The sequence below is a fragment of the Bacillus sp. FSL K6-0993 genome, assembly GCF_037977205.1.
Lineage (GTDB): Bacteria > Bacillota > Bacilli > Bacillales > Bacillaceae > Bacillus > Bacillus subtilis.
The window spans coordinates 3,057,010-3,073,731 of the sequence record NZ_CP150275.1 but is presented as its reverse complement, the minus strand read 5'-3'; the positions used below and the strand labels follow the sequence as shown (position 1 = coordinate 3,073,731).

Genomic DNA, 16,722 nt, shown 5'->3' with positions numbered 1-16,722 from the left:
TCCTAGTTTAACAGGTGAATTTAGAACTATTTTTCATTTTTTCCTCCATTTTCAATGTAATTTAAAGGAAGATCCGCCGATATAATTTGTAAATTATTGAAAGAAGGTTCAAAAGGAAATGAAAAAAACACTCACCACTATTCGCAGATCATCAATTGCAAGGAGACTTATTATTTCTTTCCTGTTGATCTTAATTGTTCCGATAACCGCCCTTTCGGTTAGCGCTTATCAATCAGCAGTTGCCTCACTTGATGTACAGATGACGCAAAGCGCAAAGGAAAATGTCCAGATATTAGATCACATCATTGATGATAAAATCAGCACGACTGAAAAAAGCCTCGCATATTTCAGCGATTGGGCTACAGAAGAAAAATTTCAGGATAAAAAGAAAACAGAGCTGAAACAGGAATTTAAACAATTTATCCAAATGAATGATAATGTCGCTGCGGTATTTTCAAGCGGTAAAGACGGGGAATTCACCCGTTATCCGTACGCTGACATGCCAAGTGACTTTAATGCTTTGGATCGAGATTGGTACAAAGAAGCAATGGCCAATAAAGGCAAAACAATTGTCACTGAGCCTTATGAATCGATTTCATCAGGAAAAATGGTCGTCACCATCGCCCGTCAAACGGTGGATGGATCAGGCGTTGTCGCCATTGATATGAAAATTGATGACTTAGTCACTACCGCGAAAGGAATCCATATCGGAAAAGAAGGCTATGCTTTTATCTTGAGCCAAAACAAGAAAGTCATCGCCTACTCCGGAGAAAAAGCAGGAACAGAGCTAAAAGGGGACTGGGTTGATAAGCTCTACAAGGATAAAAGCGGAGACTTTGAATATACGTACAAAGGCAAAAAGAAAAAAATGGCATTTGCAACAAGCGAAACAACAGGCTGGAAAATCAGCGGCACGATGTATGCAAACGAGATTCACGATGCTGCAAGCAAGGTTCTGATCATGGCTTCAATCGTTCTGGCGATTGCCATCGCAGCTGGAATGACGGCGATTTATTTTGTGATTCGGTCCATCACAAAGCCATTGAGACGCATTGTCGCATCCGCTGAAAAAATTAGTGAAGGCGATCTAACCGAAACGATTGAAATCAATTCAAAAGATGAACTCGGTGTTCTGAGCGAGAGCTTCAATCATATGGCACACTCGCTTCGCTCGCTCATTCACGGGATCAAAGACTCAGTAGAACACGTTGCCTCATCGTCTGAAGAGCTGACTGCATCGGCAGACCAGACAAGCAGAGCCACTGAGCACATTACGATGGCTATCGAGCAATTTTCAAACGGCAGTGAAAGCCAAAGCGAGAAAATAGAAACGACAACCGAACAAATTAATGAAATGAATGACGGATTAGCAGAGCTGGCGCGGGCTGCAGCAGTGATTACAGAAACATCCGCAGATTCAACAGAAGTGTCAAGTAAAGGGGAGACACTCGTCCAGAAAACAGCAGGCCAAATGAACACAATTGACCATTCCGTTAAAGCAGCGGAACATGTGGTGAAAGGGCTGGAGATCAAATCAAAGGATATCACAAATATTTTGCGTGTCATCAACGGCATTGCGGATCAAACCAATCTATTGGCTTTAAATGCCGCCATTGAAGCGGCCCGAGCGGGTGAATACGGACGGGGCTTTTCAGTCGTCGCTGAGGAAGTGAGAAAGCTCGCGGTACAGTCGGCTGACTCGGCAAAAGAAATTGAATCGCTGATCAGTGAAATAGTAAAAGAAATTCACACATCACTGAACGTGCTTCAGTCCGTAAACAAAGAAGTTGAAACAGGGCTTGTCATGACGGATGAAACTAAACAGAGCTTCAAACATATATCGCAAATGACCAATCAAATTGCTTCCGAGCTGCAAAACATGAATGCGACGGTTGAGGAGCTGTCAGCGGGAGCTCAAGAAATTTCCGCAGCTTCAAATGATATCACAGCCATTTCTAAGGAAAGCTCGGATGGCATCCAAGATATCGCCGCTTCAGCTGAGGAACAGCTGGCATCCATGGAGGAGATTAGTTCATCTGCACTGACGCTTGAAAGAATGTCTGAAGAACTCCGTGATCTGACAAAACAATTTAAAGTAGATAAATAATAGGTCTAAAATACTATTTATTTATGGGAAATTAGTTACTTTTGTTAAATTTCTTCTTTTTTGCTGTATATATTTACCCATTTCCAGCCGATATGAAGGGTAGCATAAAAAAGGAGAAATGAATGATGAAAAAAATACTCCAACTCATAAAACAAAGATCAATTACACGGAAGCTTCTCGTTTCCTTTCTGTCGATCCTCATCATACCGGTTGTCATATTGGCGATCTTTGCGTATCAATCGGCTAGCAGCTCACTCGACAGACAGATGATGGGGAGCGCATTGGAAAATGTACAGCAATTAAACGAAATCATTAACACCAGCATCGGCGAAAAAGAAAACAGTGCTGATTATTTCAGCGAATGGCTGACAAAAGAGAAATACAATGCAAAAAGCAATGCAAGCATTGCAGAGAAATTCTCACAATATATCAGCCTTAACAAGGATGTAGAATCCATTTATACAAGCGACACAAAAGGACACTTTACCCGCTATCCGGATCTTCCGATGCCAAGCGGCTATAATCCGGTTGAACGCGACTGGTACAAAAAAGCGGTTGCAAATAAAGGGAAAGTCGTGATCACAGACCCTTATAAAACCGCGTCGACAAATACGATGGTTGTGACAATCGCCCAGCAGACAAAAGATGGTTCAGGCGTTATCGCAATCAACATGACGATTGAAAATCTGCTGAAAATAACCAAAAAAGTCAACATCGGCACACAAGGCTACGCATTTATCATGACGAAGGACAAAAAAGTTGTCGCTCACCCGAATGAAAAATCAGGAACAGAATTAAAAGGCGACTGGCTAGATAAGATGCTGAGTGCTGATAAAGGCGATTTTCAATACACCATGGATGGCGATAAGAAAAAAATGGCCTTTGACACAAACAAGTTGACGGGATGGAAGATCGGCGGCACCATGTATTTGGATGAAATCCATGAAGCAGCCCAGCCTGTCCTTCACCTTGCTTTAATTGTCTTGGCCGCAGCTATTATCATAGGGATTATCGTCATGACTTTGATCATTCGGTCGATTACAACACCGCTGAAACAGCTTGTCGGTTCCTCTAAGCGGATCAGCGAGGGAGATTTGACGGAAACCATTGATATCCGTTCAAAAGATGAATTAGGCGAGCTCGGCAAAAGCTTTAACAATATGGCGTCGTCACTTCGTTCTCTCATACACGCCATCCAGGATTCGGTAGATAATGTTGCCGCTTCCTCTGAGGAGCTCACTGCATCAGCTGCGCAAACGAGCAAGGCAACAGAGCACATTACATTGGCGATTGAACAATTTTCTAACGGCAATGAAAAACAAAACGAAAACATTGAAACGGCAGCAGAGCACATTTATCAAATGAATGACGGATTGACGAATATGGCTCAAGCTTCTGAAGTGATCACTGATTCATCTGTTCAATCGACAGAAATTGCAAGTGAAGGCGGTAAGCTTGTTCATCAAACCGTCGGCCAAATGAATGTCATTGACAAGTCCGTTAAAGAAGCGGAGCAAGTCGTACGCGGATTGGAAACGAAATCGAAAGATATTACAAACATTTTGCGTGTGATCAACGGCATCGCAGACCAGACGAACCTGCTTGCCTTAAACGCAGCAATTGAAGCAGCGCGCGCAGGCGAGTACGGCCGCGGCTTCTCCGTTGTAGCGGAAGAAGTAAGAAAACTGGCAGTACAGTCAGCAGATTCAGCAAAAGAGATTGAAGGATTAATCATCGAAATTGTGAAGGAAATCAATACATCTCTCGGCATGTTCCAATCTGTCAATCAAGAGGTGCAGACAGGTCTTGACATCACAGATAAAACAGAAATGAGCTTCAAACGCATTTCTGAAATGACGAACCAAATCGCCGGCGAACTGCAAAATATGAGTGCGACGGTTCAGCAGCTTTCTGCGAGCTCTGAGGAAGTTTCGGGAGCATCCGAGCACATTGCATCGATTTCAAAAGAAAGCTCAGCGCATATACAAGATATCGCGGCGTCAGCCGAAGAGCAGCTTGCTTCCATGGAAGAAATCAGCTCGTCAGCAGAAACCCTTTCCTCTATGGCGGAAGAGCTTCGCGATATGACCAAACGATTCAAAATCGAATAATAAGCCTTAACACCCAAGCTTGTTGCGCTTGGGTGTTTTTTTAGTTTTTTTATTAAACCTTTTATCCTAGTTTGACGATATTAGATTTATCTTAAAGGAGGAGTCAACGAGAATGGGAAAATTCATACAATGGATCAAACAGCCATCGATCAGCAAACCGCTAATCGCTGCGTTTCTGGCAGTGCTTATTTTGCCGGTTGGGGTTTTAGCATATTTCAGTTATCAATCAGCTTGGAATGCGTTAGACAGAGAGCTCATAAGCAGTGCGAAGGGAAATGTTGAAGAACTAAACAGTACGCTGCAAAATAAATTAGAAGATAAAGTAAAAGCAATAGATTATTATAGTGAGACTGTCGATAAAGACATATTGCTAGGCAAAAACAAAACATTACTGAAAGAGAAATTTAAGCAGTACACGATACTTAACGACGATGTAGGCGCAATCTATGCTGCTTCAGAAGATAAGAAGCTTTATAAATATCCGGATAGCGGTGTTCCGAAAGGCTTCGATCCGACAGGACGTGATTGGTACAAACAGGCGGTTGCGGAAAAAGGACAAGCTGTTTTCTCAGAACCGTATACCGATGAAGCGACAGGAGATATCGTTGTCACAATTTCAAAACAATTAAAAGACGGTTCAGGGGTTATAGCGCTGGATTTAAACCTGGATGAAGTGCTTACTGCATCAAAAAGAATCAAAATCGGTAAAGAAGGCTTTGCATTTATTACGACAGGCAACAAAAAATATATCGCCCATCCGACCATTAAGCCGGGGACAACCGGTTCCGGCGATTGGACAAACCAAGTATATTCCAAAAAAGAAGGCTCATTTGAATATACATTCGAAGGCAAAGAAAAGAAAATGGCCTTTACGACAAATAAACTGACTGGCTGGAAAATCGCGGGCACATATTTTGTCAGTGAATTGCAAGATGCTTCAAGCCCGGTGCTGAACACTGCGGTTATCATTCTATGCGTGTCAATTGTAATCGGCGGCATACTCATACTCTATATTATCCGTGCCATCACCAAGCCGTTAAGAAAACTTGTCTCAACGTCTGCAAAAATCAGCAGCGGAGATCTCACAGAAGTCATTGACATTCACTCGAAAAACGAGTTTGGCCAGCTTGGTGAAAGCTTTAATGAAATGTCTGCATCATTGCGTTCTGTAATCGGCGTTATTCAAACGTCTGTAGAAAACGTTGCTTCATCTTCTGAGGAGCTGACGGCAAGCGCAGCCCAAACAAGCAAGGCAACTGAACATATTACACTTGCCATCGAACAGTTCTCAGATGGCAACGAGGCACAAAGCGAGAAACTGGAAACAAGCTCAAATCATCTTTCTCAAATGAACGAGGGGATTTCAAAAGTGGCTCAGGCCTCTTCAACCATTACGAAATCATCGATTCAGTCCTCTGAGGCAGCGGGCAGCGGAGAAAAGCTGGTGGAGCATACAGTCGGCCAGATGAAAACAATTGACCAATCCGTTCAAAAAGCGGAAGCGGTTGTAAAGGGCCTTGAAACAAAATCACAAGACATCACAAGCATCTTGAATGTGATTAATGGCATTGCTGATCAAACCAACCTGCTTGCATTAAATGCTGCGATTGAGGCGGCAAGAGCGGGAGAATACGGAAGAGGTTTCTCAGTAGTTGCGGAAGAGGTTAGAAAACTTGCTGTACAATCAGCAGACTCCGCCAAGGAAATTGAAGGATTAATTCAAGAGATTGTCAGGGAAATCAGCACCTCACTTTCAATGTTCCAATCCGTGAATCATGAAGTGAAAGAAGGCTTGCAGATTACGGATCAAACAGCGGAAAGCTTTAAACAAATCTATGAGATGACAACCCAAATTTCCGGCGAATTGCAAAACTTGAACGCGACGGTTGAACAACTGTCAGCCGGATCACAGGAAGTGTCAAGTGCCGTTGAAGATATTTCTGCAGTGGCGAAAGAAAGCTCAGCAGGCATTCAGGATATCGCAGCTTCGGCTGAAGAACAGCTTGCGTCTATGGAAGAAATCAGCTCTTCAGCGGAAACGTTGGCAAACATGGCGGAAGAACTTCAGGACATTACGAAGAAATTTAAAATTGAATCTTAATAAAACAAGAAAGCGGCATATCTGCTGCTTTCTTTTTTGTTGAAAACAAAAATAAACAAAAACAATTCAAAAACAAACGGAAATCATATATAATGAAAACGGATACAAATAAAAGGGTATGGAGGAATATCAAATATGGTGAAGCATATATGGGATTCAGACCGAGCTGCAAAGCTGCCTAAAGGTGTAGAGGAATTGGTGTACAGGTCCAATCTGATCGGGTCAGACCGCACTGTTTGCAACTGGGGCGGGGGGAATACATCTATGAAAACAACGGAAAAGGATTTTAGAGGCCGTGAAATAGAAGTCATGTGGGTAAAAGGAAGCGGTTCGGATTTGGCAACAATGAAAGCGCATAACTTTACCGGTTTGAAATTAGATGATATCCGCCCGCTGATTAAAAGGGACCAAATGCCAGATGAAGAAATGGTAGATTACCTGTCTCATTGTATGATAGACAGCAAACATCCCCGCCCTTCAATTGAAACGCTATTACACGCTTTTCTGCCATACAAACATGTTGATCATACCCATCCAGATGTGATTATCAGCATATGCTGTGCAGATAATGGAAAACAAATCGCTGAAGACATTTATGGAAACCGGTTTGTATGGGTGCCATACGTCCGTCCTGGATTTACTTTGTCTAAAATGATCGCTGAAGGCGTAGCAAACAATCCCCACGCCGAGCTTGTATTAATGGAGAAACACGGCTTAGTCACTTGGGGAGAGACGTCTGAAACATGTTATCAAAAAACGATATCTATCATTCAAGAAGCCGAGCAGTATATTAACGATCGTATCAATCAGCATGAGGTATTCGGAGGCAAAAGGTATCAGCCGCTGCCGGAGGATAAAAGAAAACAAATCTTGGCAGGCATCATGCCTGTGATCAGAGGAGCAGTAAGTGAAGAAAAGAAAATGATCCTTTCCTATGATGATCATGACGACGTCTTGGAATTTGTAAACAGTGTCCAAGCGCCAGCACTTTCGCAAATCGGTGCGGCATGCCCGGATCACCTTGTTCACACAAAACGGGTTCCGCTGTACATTGATTGGAATCCGGAAACTCAAGATGTGCACAAGCTTGCGGATCTGATCAAGTCAGGAGTCGAGCGCTTTACATCAGAGTATCAGGCTTACTTTACACGCAATCAGCAGGATGGGGATCAAATCTTTGAATCCGCCCCGCGGGTGATATTGATTCCTGGAATTGGAATGGTGAATACAGGAAAAAGTTATGCCATGTCTAAAGTAAGCGGGGCTTTATATCGGAGGGCCATCGCCGTGATGAAAGGAGCAACCGCTCTGGGGCAATTTGTTTCTTTAAATGAAAATGAATCCTACCATGTCGAATATTGGCCGCTCGAACTATATAAACTCACGCTGGCCCCGCCGGAAGCAGAATTTTCCCGAAAAGTCGCGTTTATAACTGGAGGAGCCGGCGGAATCGGCAGTGCAGCATGCCGCCGATTTGCAGCTGAGGGAGGGCACGTGATCGTAGCTGATCTGAATATAGAAGGTGCACAGAAAATTGCCGGGGAAATAAACGATGCATACGGAGAAGGACGGTCAATGGCTGTCAAAATGGATGTGACAAAGGAGGAAGACGTACAGTCAGCTTTTGAACGAGCGGCGCTTGCTTATGGCGGCATTGATATCGTCGTCAATAATGCCGGGCTGGCCACATCAAGCCCATTTGACGAAACAAGTTTAAAAGAATGGAATCTTAATATGAATGTTTTAGGAACAGGCTATTTCCTTGTAGCCCGTGAAGCATTTAAACAGATGAAACACCAAAATAGAGGCGGAAGCATGGTATTTGTCGGATCGAAAAATTCGGTTTATGCGGGCAAAAACGCCTCTGCCTACAGCTCGGTTAAGGCGCTTGAAACCCATTTAGCAAGATGCATCGCAGCAGAAGGCGGAGAATTCGGCATTAGGGTCAACTCCATTTTGCCTGATGCAGTTCTTCAAGGATCGGCAATCTGGGGTTCAAGCTGGCGGGAGGAACGAGCCGCGGCGTACGGGATTGAACCAGATCAGCTGGAGGAACATTACCGGAAACGGACAGCATTGCTCGTCAATATTTACCCGGAGGATATTGCTGAAGCCATTGCATTCTTCGCTTCTTCCAAAGCCGAAAAAACAACGGGCTGCATGATCACGGTAGACGGCGGCGTCCCTGCTGCTTTTACGCGTTAGAAATATGCTATGATAAAAAATATAAGATGGACTACGATACGAGGAAGGGCGTTACTGATGCTAGTAGCAGAACGGCAGCAAAAAATACTGGAAATAGTGAATACGCGTTCAAGCATCCGCGTTTCTGAATTAAGTGACATATTTTCAGTCACAGAGGAAACCATTCGGCGTGATCTTGAAAAGCTTGAAAAAGAACATAAACTGAGCCGGAGCCACGGAGGAGCGGTCAGTATTCAGCAGAAGGAATCAGAAATTCATTTTTCTGAAAGGGAAATCACGAATGTCATCGAAAAAAAAGCCATCGCTCACGAAGCGGCCAAATATGTAAAAAGCGGAGACCGAATTATTCTCGATGCAAGCACAACTGCCTGGTACATGGCGAAAATACTCCCTGACATTGAGCTCACCGTGATTACAAACTCAATGAAAGCAGCTATTGAACTCAGCAATAAAGAAAACATATCAGTCATTTCAACAGGCGGCATTTTGCTGGAAAAATCATTATCGTTTGCCGGCCCGTTAGCAGAGCGTTCACTTGAGACCTATCATGTCAATAAAACCTTTCTGTCATGTAAGGGATTTGACGTACACAACGGGATGAGTGATTCAAATGAGTGGCAGGCGCTGCTCAAAAAACGGATGATCGAAAGGTCGGACCAGACCATTTTGATGGCCGATTCAAGCAAATGGGGGAACCGCGAGTTTTCACATATAGCCTCGCTGCAAGATGTCAGCCGCCTAATTACGGATTCTGGACTTGATCCGGCATCGGTAAAAGCTCTTGAGGACAAAAAGGTGAAGGTGACAGCTGTTCCTCTTTCGAAGAGAGGGTGAAAGAATGATTTATACTGCCATTGATATAGGCGCATCAAGCGGGAGAATCATGGTAGGTGAACTGAATGAAGGGAAGCTTGACATACAAGAGATTCACAGGTTCGCTAACGGTTTCAGTCAAAGAGACGGGCATTGTTTTTGGGATATTGATCATTTGCTAAAACAAATCCTGCAAGGACTGCAAAAAGTAAAGACGCTTGGGTATGAACACTGCACCGTAGGCATTGATACATGGGCAGTTGATTATGTCTTACTGGACGAAAAAGGCGATCGGTTGCGGGAAGCAATCTCCTACCGTGATAGAAGAACAGATCACACAATAGACAAACTGGAACATACCCTCTCAAAAGCCGCAATTTATCAAAAAACAGGAATACAATTTCAGCCTTTCAACACGATCTATCAATTGTATGAAGAAGACCGTGAGCTGCTGAAAAAGACAGACAAAATTATGATGGTTCCTGATTATTTAGGCTATTGTTTAACCGGAAAAGCTGTAACGGAAATCACAAACGCGTCCACAACACAGCTTTTAAACGCCTCAACGGGAAATCTTGATCCTGAATTGCTTGAAGCCGTGTCCGTTCAGGAACAGCAATTTGCGCCGCTGACTGAACCGGGGTGTGAGCTCGGGAAGCTAAGAAATGAGTGGTTCCCGGATTATGATCTCCCGGCGTGCAAGGTGATGACAGTCGCAACACATGATACGGCCTCGGCCGTCATTGCGGCGCCAGGCGTACATGATGGCTGGGCGTATATCAGCAGCGGAACATGGTCGTTAATCGGGATTGAAAACAAAACACCAATAATAACTGATCTTGCTTTAGAAAACAACTATACAAATGAACGCGGCGCAAACAACACCATTCGCTTTCTCAAAAACATTATCGGCATGTGGGTGATACAAGAAGTCAGACAGCAGTTACAAGCAGATTATTCTTTTCAGCAGCTTGCAGAAGAAGCCGAAAAAACAGAACCATTCCAGCAATTTATAAACTTAAATGATAAACGATTCCTGAATCCAGAAAACATGATAAAGGAAATACAACATTATTGCAGACAAACCCGCCAAAAGACTCCTCGCACTGCAGGCGAACTTGCCTGCTGCATCTACAGCAATTTAGCCATCATCTATGCGATTGCCATCAAAGAGCTGGAAACGATCACAGAAAAACAGATTCAGCAGCTTCATATCATCGGCGGCGGAGCCCGAAATGACTTCTTAAATCAATTAACGGCAGACATGAGTGGAAAAGCGGTATATGCAGGGCCGATAGAGGCAACTGCCACCGGAAATCTTTTGATGCAAATGATTGCTGCCAAAGAAGTCAAAGACATAAAAGAAGCCCGGCAAGTCGTCAGAAATTCCTTTCCGATCAAAGTGTTTACACCTAAAGACATTGACAGAAGCACGATCATTCAGTCCTTTCAGCAAACTGTTTTGAAAGCGCTATCTCAATGATGAAGAGGTGAAAAGGTTTGAAAAGAAAAGCCAGTATCATGTTTGTCCATCAAGACAAGTACGAAGAATACAAACAGCGGCATGATGACATTTGGCCTGAGATGGCCGAAGCACTCAAAGCTCATGGAGCACACCATTATTCCATTTTTCTAGACGAGGAAACAGGCAGGCTTTTTGCATATTTAGAAATAGAGGATGAAGAGAAATGGAGAAAGATGGCGGACACAGAAGTTTGCCAAAGATGGTGGAAATCGATGTCGCCATTAATGAAAACAAATTCGGATTTCAGTCCTGTTTCGGTAGATCTAAAGGAAGTTTTTTATTTGGATTAAAAAACTGATAAAGGGAGAGAGCCGTATGACCATAAAAACCAATTATGACAGTGCAAAACAGGCATATGAAAAATGGGGAATTGATGTTGAAGAGGCGCTTCGGCAATTAGAGCAAGTGCCCATTTCGATCCACTGCTGGCAGGGTGACGATATTGAAGGCTTTGAAGTAAATAAGGGCGAGCTTTCAGGCGGAATTGACGTGACCGGCAATTATCCCGGAAAAGCGCAAACTCCTGAAGAATTAAGAAGAGATTTGGAGAAGGCTCTTTCTCTCATTCCTGGAAAACACCGTGTGAACCTGCATGCGATATACGCAGAAACAAACAGGGAAGCGGTAGAACGTAACGAATTGAAGCCGCAGCATTTTGAAAACTGGGTGAAATGGGCAAAAAAACTTGGTCTCGGTTTAGATTTTAATCCAACCTTGTTTTCGCATGAGAAAGCGGCTGACGGACTCACCCTTTCACACCCTGATCCGGACATCAGAGAATTTTGGATCAGGCATTGCATCGCGTGCCGCCGTATCGGGGAATACTTCGGGAAAGAATTAGGAACACCTTGCTTGACGAATATTTGGATTCCCGACGGCTATAAGGATATCCCGAGTGATAGGCTGACACCGCGTAAAAGACTAAAAGAATCACTGGATCGGATCTTCGCAGAGGAGATCAGTGAACAACACAATCTTGATTCAATCGAGAGCAAGCTGTTCGGGCTTGGCTCCGAATCATATGTTGTCGGATCTCATGAATTTTATTTAGCTTATGCTTTGACGAATCATAAGCTTTGTTTACTTGATACAGGCCATTTCCATCCGACTGAGACGGTATCAAACAAGATCTCGTCCATGCTGCTGTACACAGACAAGCTTGCCTTGCACGTATCTCGGCCTGTTCGTTGGGATAGCGACCATGTAGTGGTTTTGGATGATGAATTGAGAGAAATCGCTCTTGAAATTGTACGAAATCAGGCTCTTGAGAAGGTCGCCATCGGTCTGGATTTTTTCGATGCCAGCATTAACCGTGTAGCCGCCTGGACCATCGGAACGAGAAATATGATCAAAGCTTTATTGTATGCCTTGCTTCTCCCGAACGGCTATTTAAAACAATTGCAGGAAGAGGGCCGCTATACAGAAAGGCTGGCCCTGATGGAGGAATTCAAAACATATCCTTTCGGAGCCATCTGGGATTCCTACTGTGAGCAAATGGGCGTTCCGGTAAAAGAGGCATGGCTTCATGACATCAAAGAATATGAGCAACAGGTGCTTTTAAAAAGGAAGGCATCTTCTCCGATTGTCTAATAAAAAATCCGCCGCGCATTTGCGCGCGTGCGGATTTTTTTAAGCTTGATCAGCAGGGTATATAATCCCCATTTGCTTTCTTGCTTCTTCCATAATTTTTGCGGTGGTCAAAGACCGTTCAAATGTATTCTCTTCAGATTCTTGCTTATTCTCTTTTATGAGCGTGACAAATTCTTCTGCTTCATAGAACATCGCCGGTTTAGGATCAGGAATCGAGATGTTTTCTAGGCGGCCGTCCCGGTAGCGGATTTCAACACGTTCAGGCCGATGAATCGTATCGATTACAATCGTCCCGTCTTCACCCTGGATTTCCGCCGGGGCATAGGAAGTAGAGATTTTAGAATGCATCAGAACAGCTTCGAACCCGTCGTAAGACAGAATGACAGTTCCTTCTCCATCCACTCCTGAAGATAAAGCATATCCGTTTGCTTTTACATCCTTTGGCTCGCCAAACAACACAACAGCCGGATAAATACAATAGACGCCAATATCCATTAATGACCCATTGGAAAGCTCAGGCTGAAACGCATTCAAAACAGTTCCGTTTCTGAACGCGTCATACCGTGAGGAATACTGGCAGTAGCTTGCGGTAAATCTGCGGACAGTGCCGATTTTATGCAGGTGTTTTTTCAGCTCTTTGAAATTCGGCAGGAAAGTGGTCTTCATTGCTTCCATGAGAACAACGCCGTTTGCCTTAGCCGCTGAGATCATCTCTTCTGTTTCTTTTGTATTCGAAGCAAACGGCTTCTCACAAAGCACATGCTTGCCATGGTTCATAAAGAGAACGGCTTGTTCCTTGTGAAGAGCGTTCGGGCTCGCTATGTATACGGCATCAAAGCAATCGTTCGCCGCCATTTCCTGAAGGTCTGAGAAGGCATGCGCAGCGTTGTGTTTAGCAGCAAACTCGCCAGCGCGTTCAGCCGATCTTGAATAAACAGCAGTCAGCTGAAAATCTTCGATATCTGCTGCTGACTCAAGAAAGCGGTCTGTAATCCAGTTGGTTCCTATTATTGCAAAACGTATCACTCGTATCGCTCCTTTTGTATGATATAGCTAAATTATAGCTTAAAAAGAACAAAATCACATGATAGATATAAATAGAATGTTAAAACCGTGAAAGCTTTTCCAGCAATTAACGGTTTTTATTTTTCATTATAGGGACGATAGTGTACAATTTAATTAAACTATGTATGACGGAGGAACGATAGTGGAGACGTTGCAAACATGGAGCGGCAGATTCAAGCGATTCTTCTTGGACAATAAGTTTGTTTTATTTTTGCTTGTGCTGCTGCTGATTGGTTTAAATATTCTAGTATTTACAAAAACATCATTTATTTTCACCCCGATTATTGTTTTGCTCAAAACGATATCACTTCCGATTATTTTGACAGGCATTGTTTTTTATCTGTTAAACCCGGTCGTCGATTTCCTTGAGAGAAGAAGAATAAGAAGAATCTATTCTATTTTACTGTTGTATCTATTGATTATCGGGCTGATCACGATCACAATCGTGTCCATCATTCCCTTTTTAAAAGAACAAATTATGAGTTTAATCGACAACATCCCAAGATATGTGGATATCGTTGAAAATCAGACGAAACAGCTGATCGGCAGCAACTTCGTCAATCAGGCCCAGCAAACGACGAACATCAATATATCTGATCTCGCAACAAAGGTTTCAGATCAGGCAGCGACAATTGTGAACAGTACCTTTACCGGCGTTGGGAATTTTATCGGCGCCCTGACTGAGATTATCATTTCAATCGTTACGGTTCCGTTTATCCTTTTCTATTTGTTAAAGGACGGAAAAAAATTGCCGGTCTACATACTGAAGTTTGTTCCGACGCAATTGAAAGAACAGACATACACAGTCTTAAGCGAAATGAATCATCGGTTAAGCTCTTATATCAGAGGCCAGATCATTGTCAGCTTCTGTATCGGGTTTTTGCTGTTTATCGGTTATTTGATTATCGGGCTGGATTATGCTTCATTGCTAGCCGTCATTGCGGCTTGTACTAGCATCGTTCCATATTTAGGGCCAACGATTGCCATTACGCCTGCGATTATCATTGCCATAGTGACATCGCCGCTCATGCTGCTTAAATTGGTGATCGTTTGGACCATTGTTCAGCTGATTGAAGGGAAGCTGATCTCTCCGCAAATTATGGGAAAAAATCTTCACATCCACCCTATCACAATTATTTTTCTGCTGTTAACAGCTGGCAAACTGTTTGGCGTTGTTGGAATCATTCTTGCCATTCCGGGCTATGCAGTTGCTAAAGTCATTACGACACATTTATTTGACTGGTTTAAAATGCGGTCACATTTATACGACGAAGAAAAAAATGAAAATACGCCGGGTCATAAAGTGTGATTTTCGTTTATAGTTATATAAGACGGGCTTTCCATTTATGGAAAGCTCCCGTTATGTAAAAAAATAAATGTCTAATGGGGAGAATCAAAATCATGACTCTATGGGAATTGTTTGTAGCCGCCATTTTAGGAATCGTAGAAGGATTAACAGAGTACGCGCCGGTTTCTTCGACAGGACATATGATTATAGTAGACGACATCTGGCTTAAATCAAGTAATCTGATGTCAGAAGAAGCCGCTAACTCATTCAAGGTGGTTATTCAGCTAGGCTCCATTTTAGCAGTAGCTATCGTGTTTAAAGACCGAATTTTAAACTTACTCGGCTTGAAAAAAAATATCACAAGCGACCAGGAGCAGGGACATAAATTAAGCATTGCCCAAATTGCCGTCGGACTCGTGCCTGCAGCTGTTCTCGGCTTTTTGTTTGAGGATTACATTGATGAATATTTATTTTCCGTTAAAACTGTGGCCATCGGTTTAATTGCCGGGGCAATCCTGATGCTTTTTGCTGACTGGGTCAATAAGCGGAAAACAGCGACAGACACTCTCGACCGCATTTCCTATAAACAGGCGATAGCAGTCGGCTTATTCCAATGTCTTGCCCTTTGGCCGGGTTTCTCGCGCTCGGGTTCAACCATTTCCGGCGGTGTTATTCTCGGATTAAACCACCGAGCGGCAGCCGACTTTACGTTTATTATGGCGATGCCGATCATGATGGGAGCCAGCTTTCTAAGCCTCGTGAAGCATTGGGACAGCTTAAGCTCGGATCTGATGCCATTTTTCATCGTCGGCTTTATCTGTGCCTTTGTGGTCGCACTGTTTGTCGTCCGTTTCTTCTTAAGGCTGATTAACAAAATCAAACTTGTCCCATTTGCAATCTATCGAATTATCCTCGGTGTGATTTTACTTTTGATCATGATGTAAGTCGAAAAATAAGGCTCTTTTCCGAGCCTTATTTTTTCTGTCAATTCAAGAGGAAACAGCTTGTTTTTCAAAAAAAAATCATCTATAATAAACATGACGTTACATACGGGGCCATAGCTCAGCTGGGAGAGCGCTACGCTGGCAGCGTAGAGGTCAGGGGTTCGAGCCCCCTTGGCTCCATACCTTTAAACCCTTATTCTATAAGGGTTTTTTGTTTTGAGGAAAAGGTTTCATTCTCTGAATCCTCCAGTTGAGCGAAGTCAAAGTAAGCAGTTTATCTGTCAATCATGAATTTTCCAATACCTCCTTTTGTTCCTCAAAGACCGTCATGTCTTCCAAAGGAGGGGAGTAGACATGAAGAGACACCATTCGTTCGGATGTTGGATTGGACATTTTGTGAATTAAACCTTTGGTTGAAATAAGGCATTCGCCTTCGTGGACAAAGTATGAATTGGAGAGTTCTGCGTGTTCGCCGGCTGAGCGATAAATAGAATTAAGAAGCTTTCCTTCTAACACCATTGCACAACCAATGGATTGACCATGATCGTGTACTGTTGTCTCCTTGTTTGGCGGAATGTTAATCACGATAATTTCCAATTCATTATTTCGATAGATGGCATTTCGGCCGTAAGCGTACTGGTCTGGTTCCTTAATATACGGTTGACTCAATTTTGCTGCGTTTGGAATTTGTTTTAAAGATGTTGCTAAATCTTTAACCGATGGATTTTTTAAGCCGCTAAAAATGTCTTGGATACACTCATACAGTTCCATTCGTTTTTGCCTCCCAGAATATTTAAAATTTCCTTACATTGGTATTTCATAGGTTAATTCATGGTATTTACCCATATACAATTTAGAGGCGGCAAACGCCCAGTGAACACAAAAAAATGTGCGGCCAAAATGTTGTCTTATCACCAACTTATTCGAGTTTATTAGTTGGAATAGTGGATTGAAAGGATTAAAACGGCCTGCT

At 43.1% G+C, this 16,722-nt stretch carries 12 protein-coding genes and 1 tRNA gene; 11 read left to right on the top strand and 2 right to left on the bottom strand.

Annotated features, from left to right (window positions below; all coding sequences use genetic code 11):
• Nucleotides 1-118: 118 nt before the first annotated feature.
• The 8 genes from tlpA to rhaA all read left to right on the top strand — a co-directional run bounded on the left by tlpA (nt 119) and on the right by rhaA (nt 12,452).
• Nucleotides 119-2,107, top strand: a complete 1,989-nt coding sequence (gene tlpA / locus MHH79_RS16035; RefSeq protein ID WP_251217623.1) for a methyl-accepting chemotaxis protein TlpA — start codon at nt 119-121, stop codon at nt 2,105-2,107.
• 125 nt (nt 2,108-2,232) lie between these two features.
• The gene (mcpA, locus tag MHH79_RS16030) at nt 2,233-4,218 is read left to right on the top strand and encodes a methyl-accepting chemotaxis protein (protein WP_340035168.1); all 1,986 of its coding nucleotides are present in this window, start codon (nt 2,233-2,235) and stop codon (nt 4,216-4,218) included.
• A gap of 112 nt (nt 4,219-4,330) precedes the next feature.
• Nucleotides 4,331-6,319, top strand: a complete 1,989-nt coding sequence (gene tlpB / locus MHH79_RS16025) for a methyl-accepting chemotaxis protein TlpB (RefSeq protein WP_340034712.1) — start codon at nt 4,331-4,333, stop codon at nt 6,317-6,319.
• Between the two features lie 135 nt (nt 6,320-6,454).
• The gene (locus tag MHH79_RS16020) at nt 6,455-8,524 is read left to right on the top strand and encodes a bifunctional aldolase/short-chain dehydrogenase (protein WP_340034711.1); all 2,070 of its coding nucleotides are present in this window, start codon (nt 6,455-6,457) and stop codon (nt 8,522-8,524) included.
• Between the two features lie 57 nt (nt 8,525-8,581).
• Nucleotides 8,582-9,358, top strand: a complete 777-nt coding sequence (rhaR, locus tag MHH79_RS16015) for a rhamnose catabolism operon transcriptional regulator RhaR (protein ID WP_063334569.1) — start codon at nt 8,582-8,584, stop codon at nt 9,356-9,358.
• A gap of 4 nt (nt 9,359-9,362) precedes the next feature.
• Entirely contained in the window at nt 9,363-10,820 is a 1,458-nt protein-coding gene (rhaB, locus tag MHH79_RS16010) for a rhamnulokinase (protein WP_100505748.1), read from the top strand.
• Between the two features lie 17 nt (nt 10,821-10,837).
• Nucleotides 10,838-11,152 (top strand): L-rhamnose mutarotase, encoded by a 315-nt coding sequence (gene rhaM / locus MHH79_RS16005; protein WP_015384478.1) that lies wholly within the window; start codon nt 10,838-10,840, stop codon nt 11,150-11,152.
• Nucleotides 11,153-11,177: 25 nt separating this feature from the next.
• A complete protein-coding gene (rhaA, locus tag MHH79_RS16000; protein ID WP_251217626.1) occupies nt 11,178-12,452 on the top strand; it encodes an L-rhamnose isomerase in 1,275 nt (424 codons plus the stop codon).
• Between the two features lie 39 nt (nt 12,453-12,491).
• Here the strand turns inward: rhaA and iolU are convergent, their stop codons facing one another.
• A complete protein-coding gene (gene iolU, locus MHH79_RS15995; RefSeq protein ID WP_251217627.1) occupies nt 12,492-13,478 on the bottom strand; it encodes a scyllo-inositol 2-dehydrogenase in 987 nt (328 codons plus the stop codon).
• Nucleotides 13,479-13,659: 181 nt separating this feature from the next.
• Here iolU and MHH79_RS15990 point away from each other — a divergent pair, with 181 nt between their 5' ends.
• The 3 genes from MHH79_RS15990 to MHH79_RS15980 all read left to right on the top strand — a co-directional run bounded on the left by MHH79_RS15990 (nt 13,660) and on the right by MHH79_RS15980 (nt 15,929).
• A complete protein-coding gene (locus MHH79_RS15990) occupies nt 13,660-14,826 on the top strand; it encodes an AI-2E family transporter (RefSeq protein WP_024571881.1) in 1,167 nt (388 codons plus the stop codon).
• A gap of 92 nt (nt 14,827-14,918) precedes the next feature.
• Nucleotides 14,919-15,749 carry an undecaprenyl-diphosphate phosphatase gene (locus MHH79_RS15985; RefSeq protein ID WP_014477785.1) on the top strand — a complete coding sequence of 277 codons (831 nt, stop codon included), beginning with the start codon at nt 14,919-14,921 and terminating at the stop codon, nt 15,747-15,749.
• 107 nt (nt 15,750-15,856) lie between these two features.
• Nucleotides 15,857-15,929, top strand: a tRNA-Ala gene (locus MHH79_RS15980).
• A gap of 105 nt (nt 15,930-16,034) precedes the next feature.
• Here MHH79_RS15980 and cdoA read toward each other — a convergent pair.
• The gene (gene cdoA / locus MHH79_RS15975; RefSeq protein WP_021480465.1) at nt 16,035-16,520 is read right to left on the bottom strand and encodes a cysteine dioxygenase; all 486 of its coding nucleotides are present in this window, start codon (nt 16,518-16,520) and stop codon (nt 16,035-16,037) included.
• Nucleotides 16,521-16,722 lie beyond the last annotated feature (202 nt).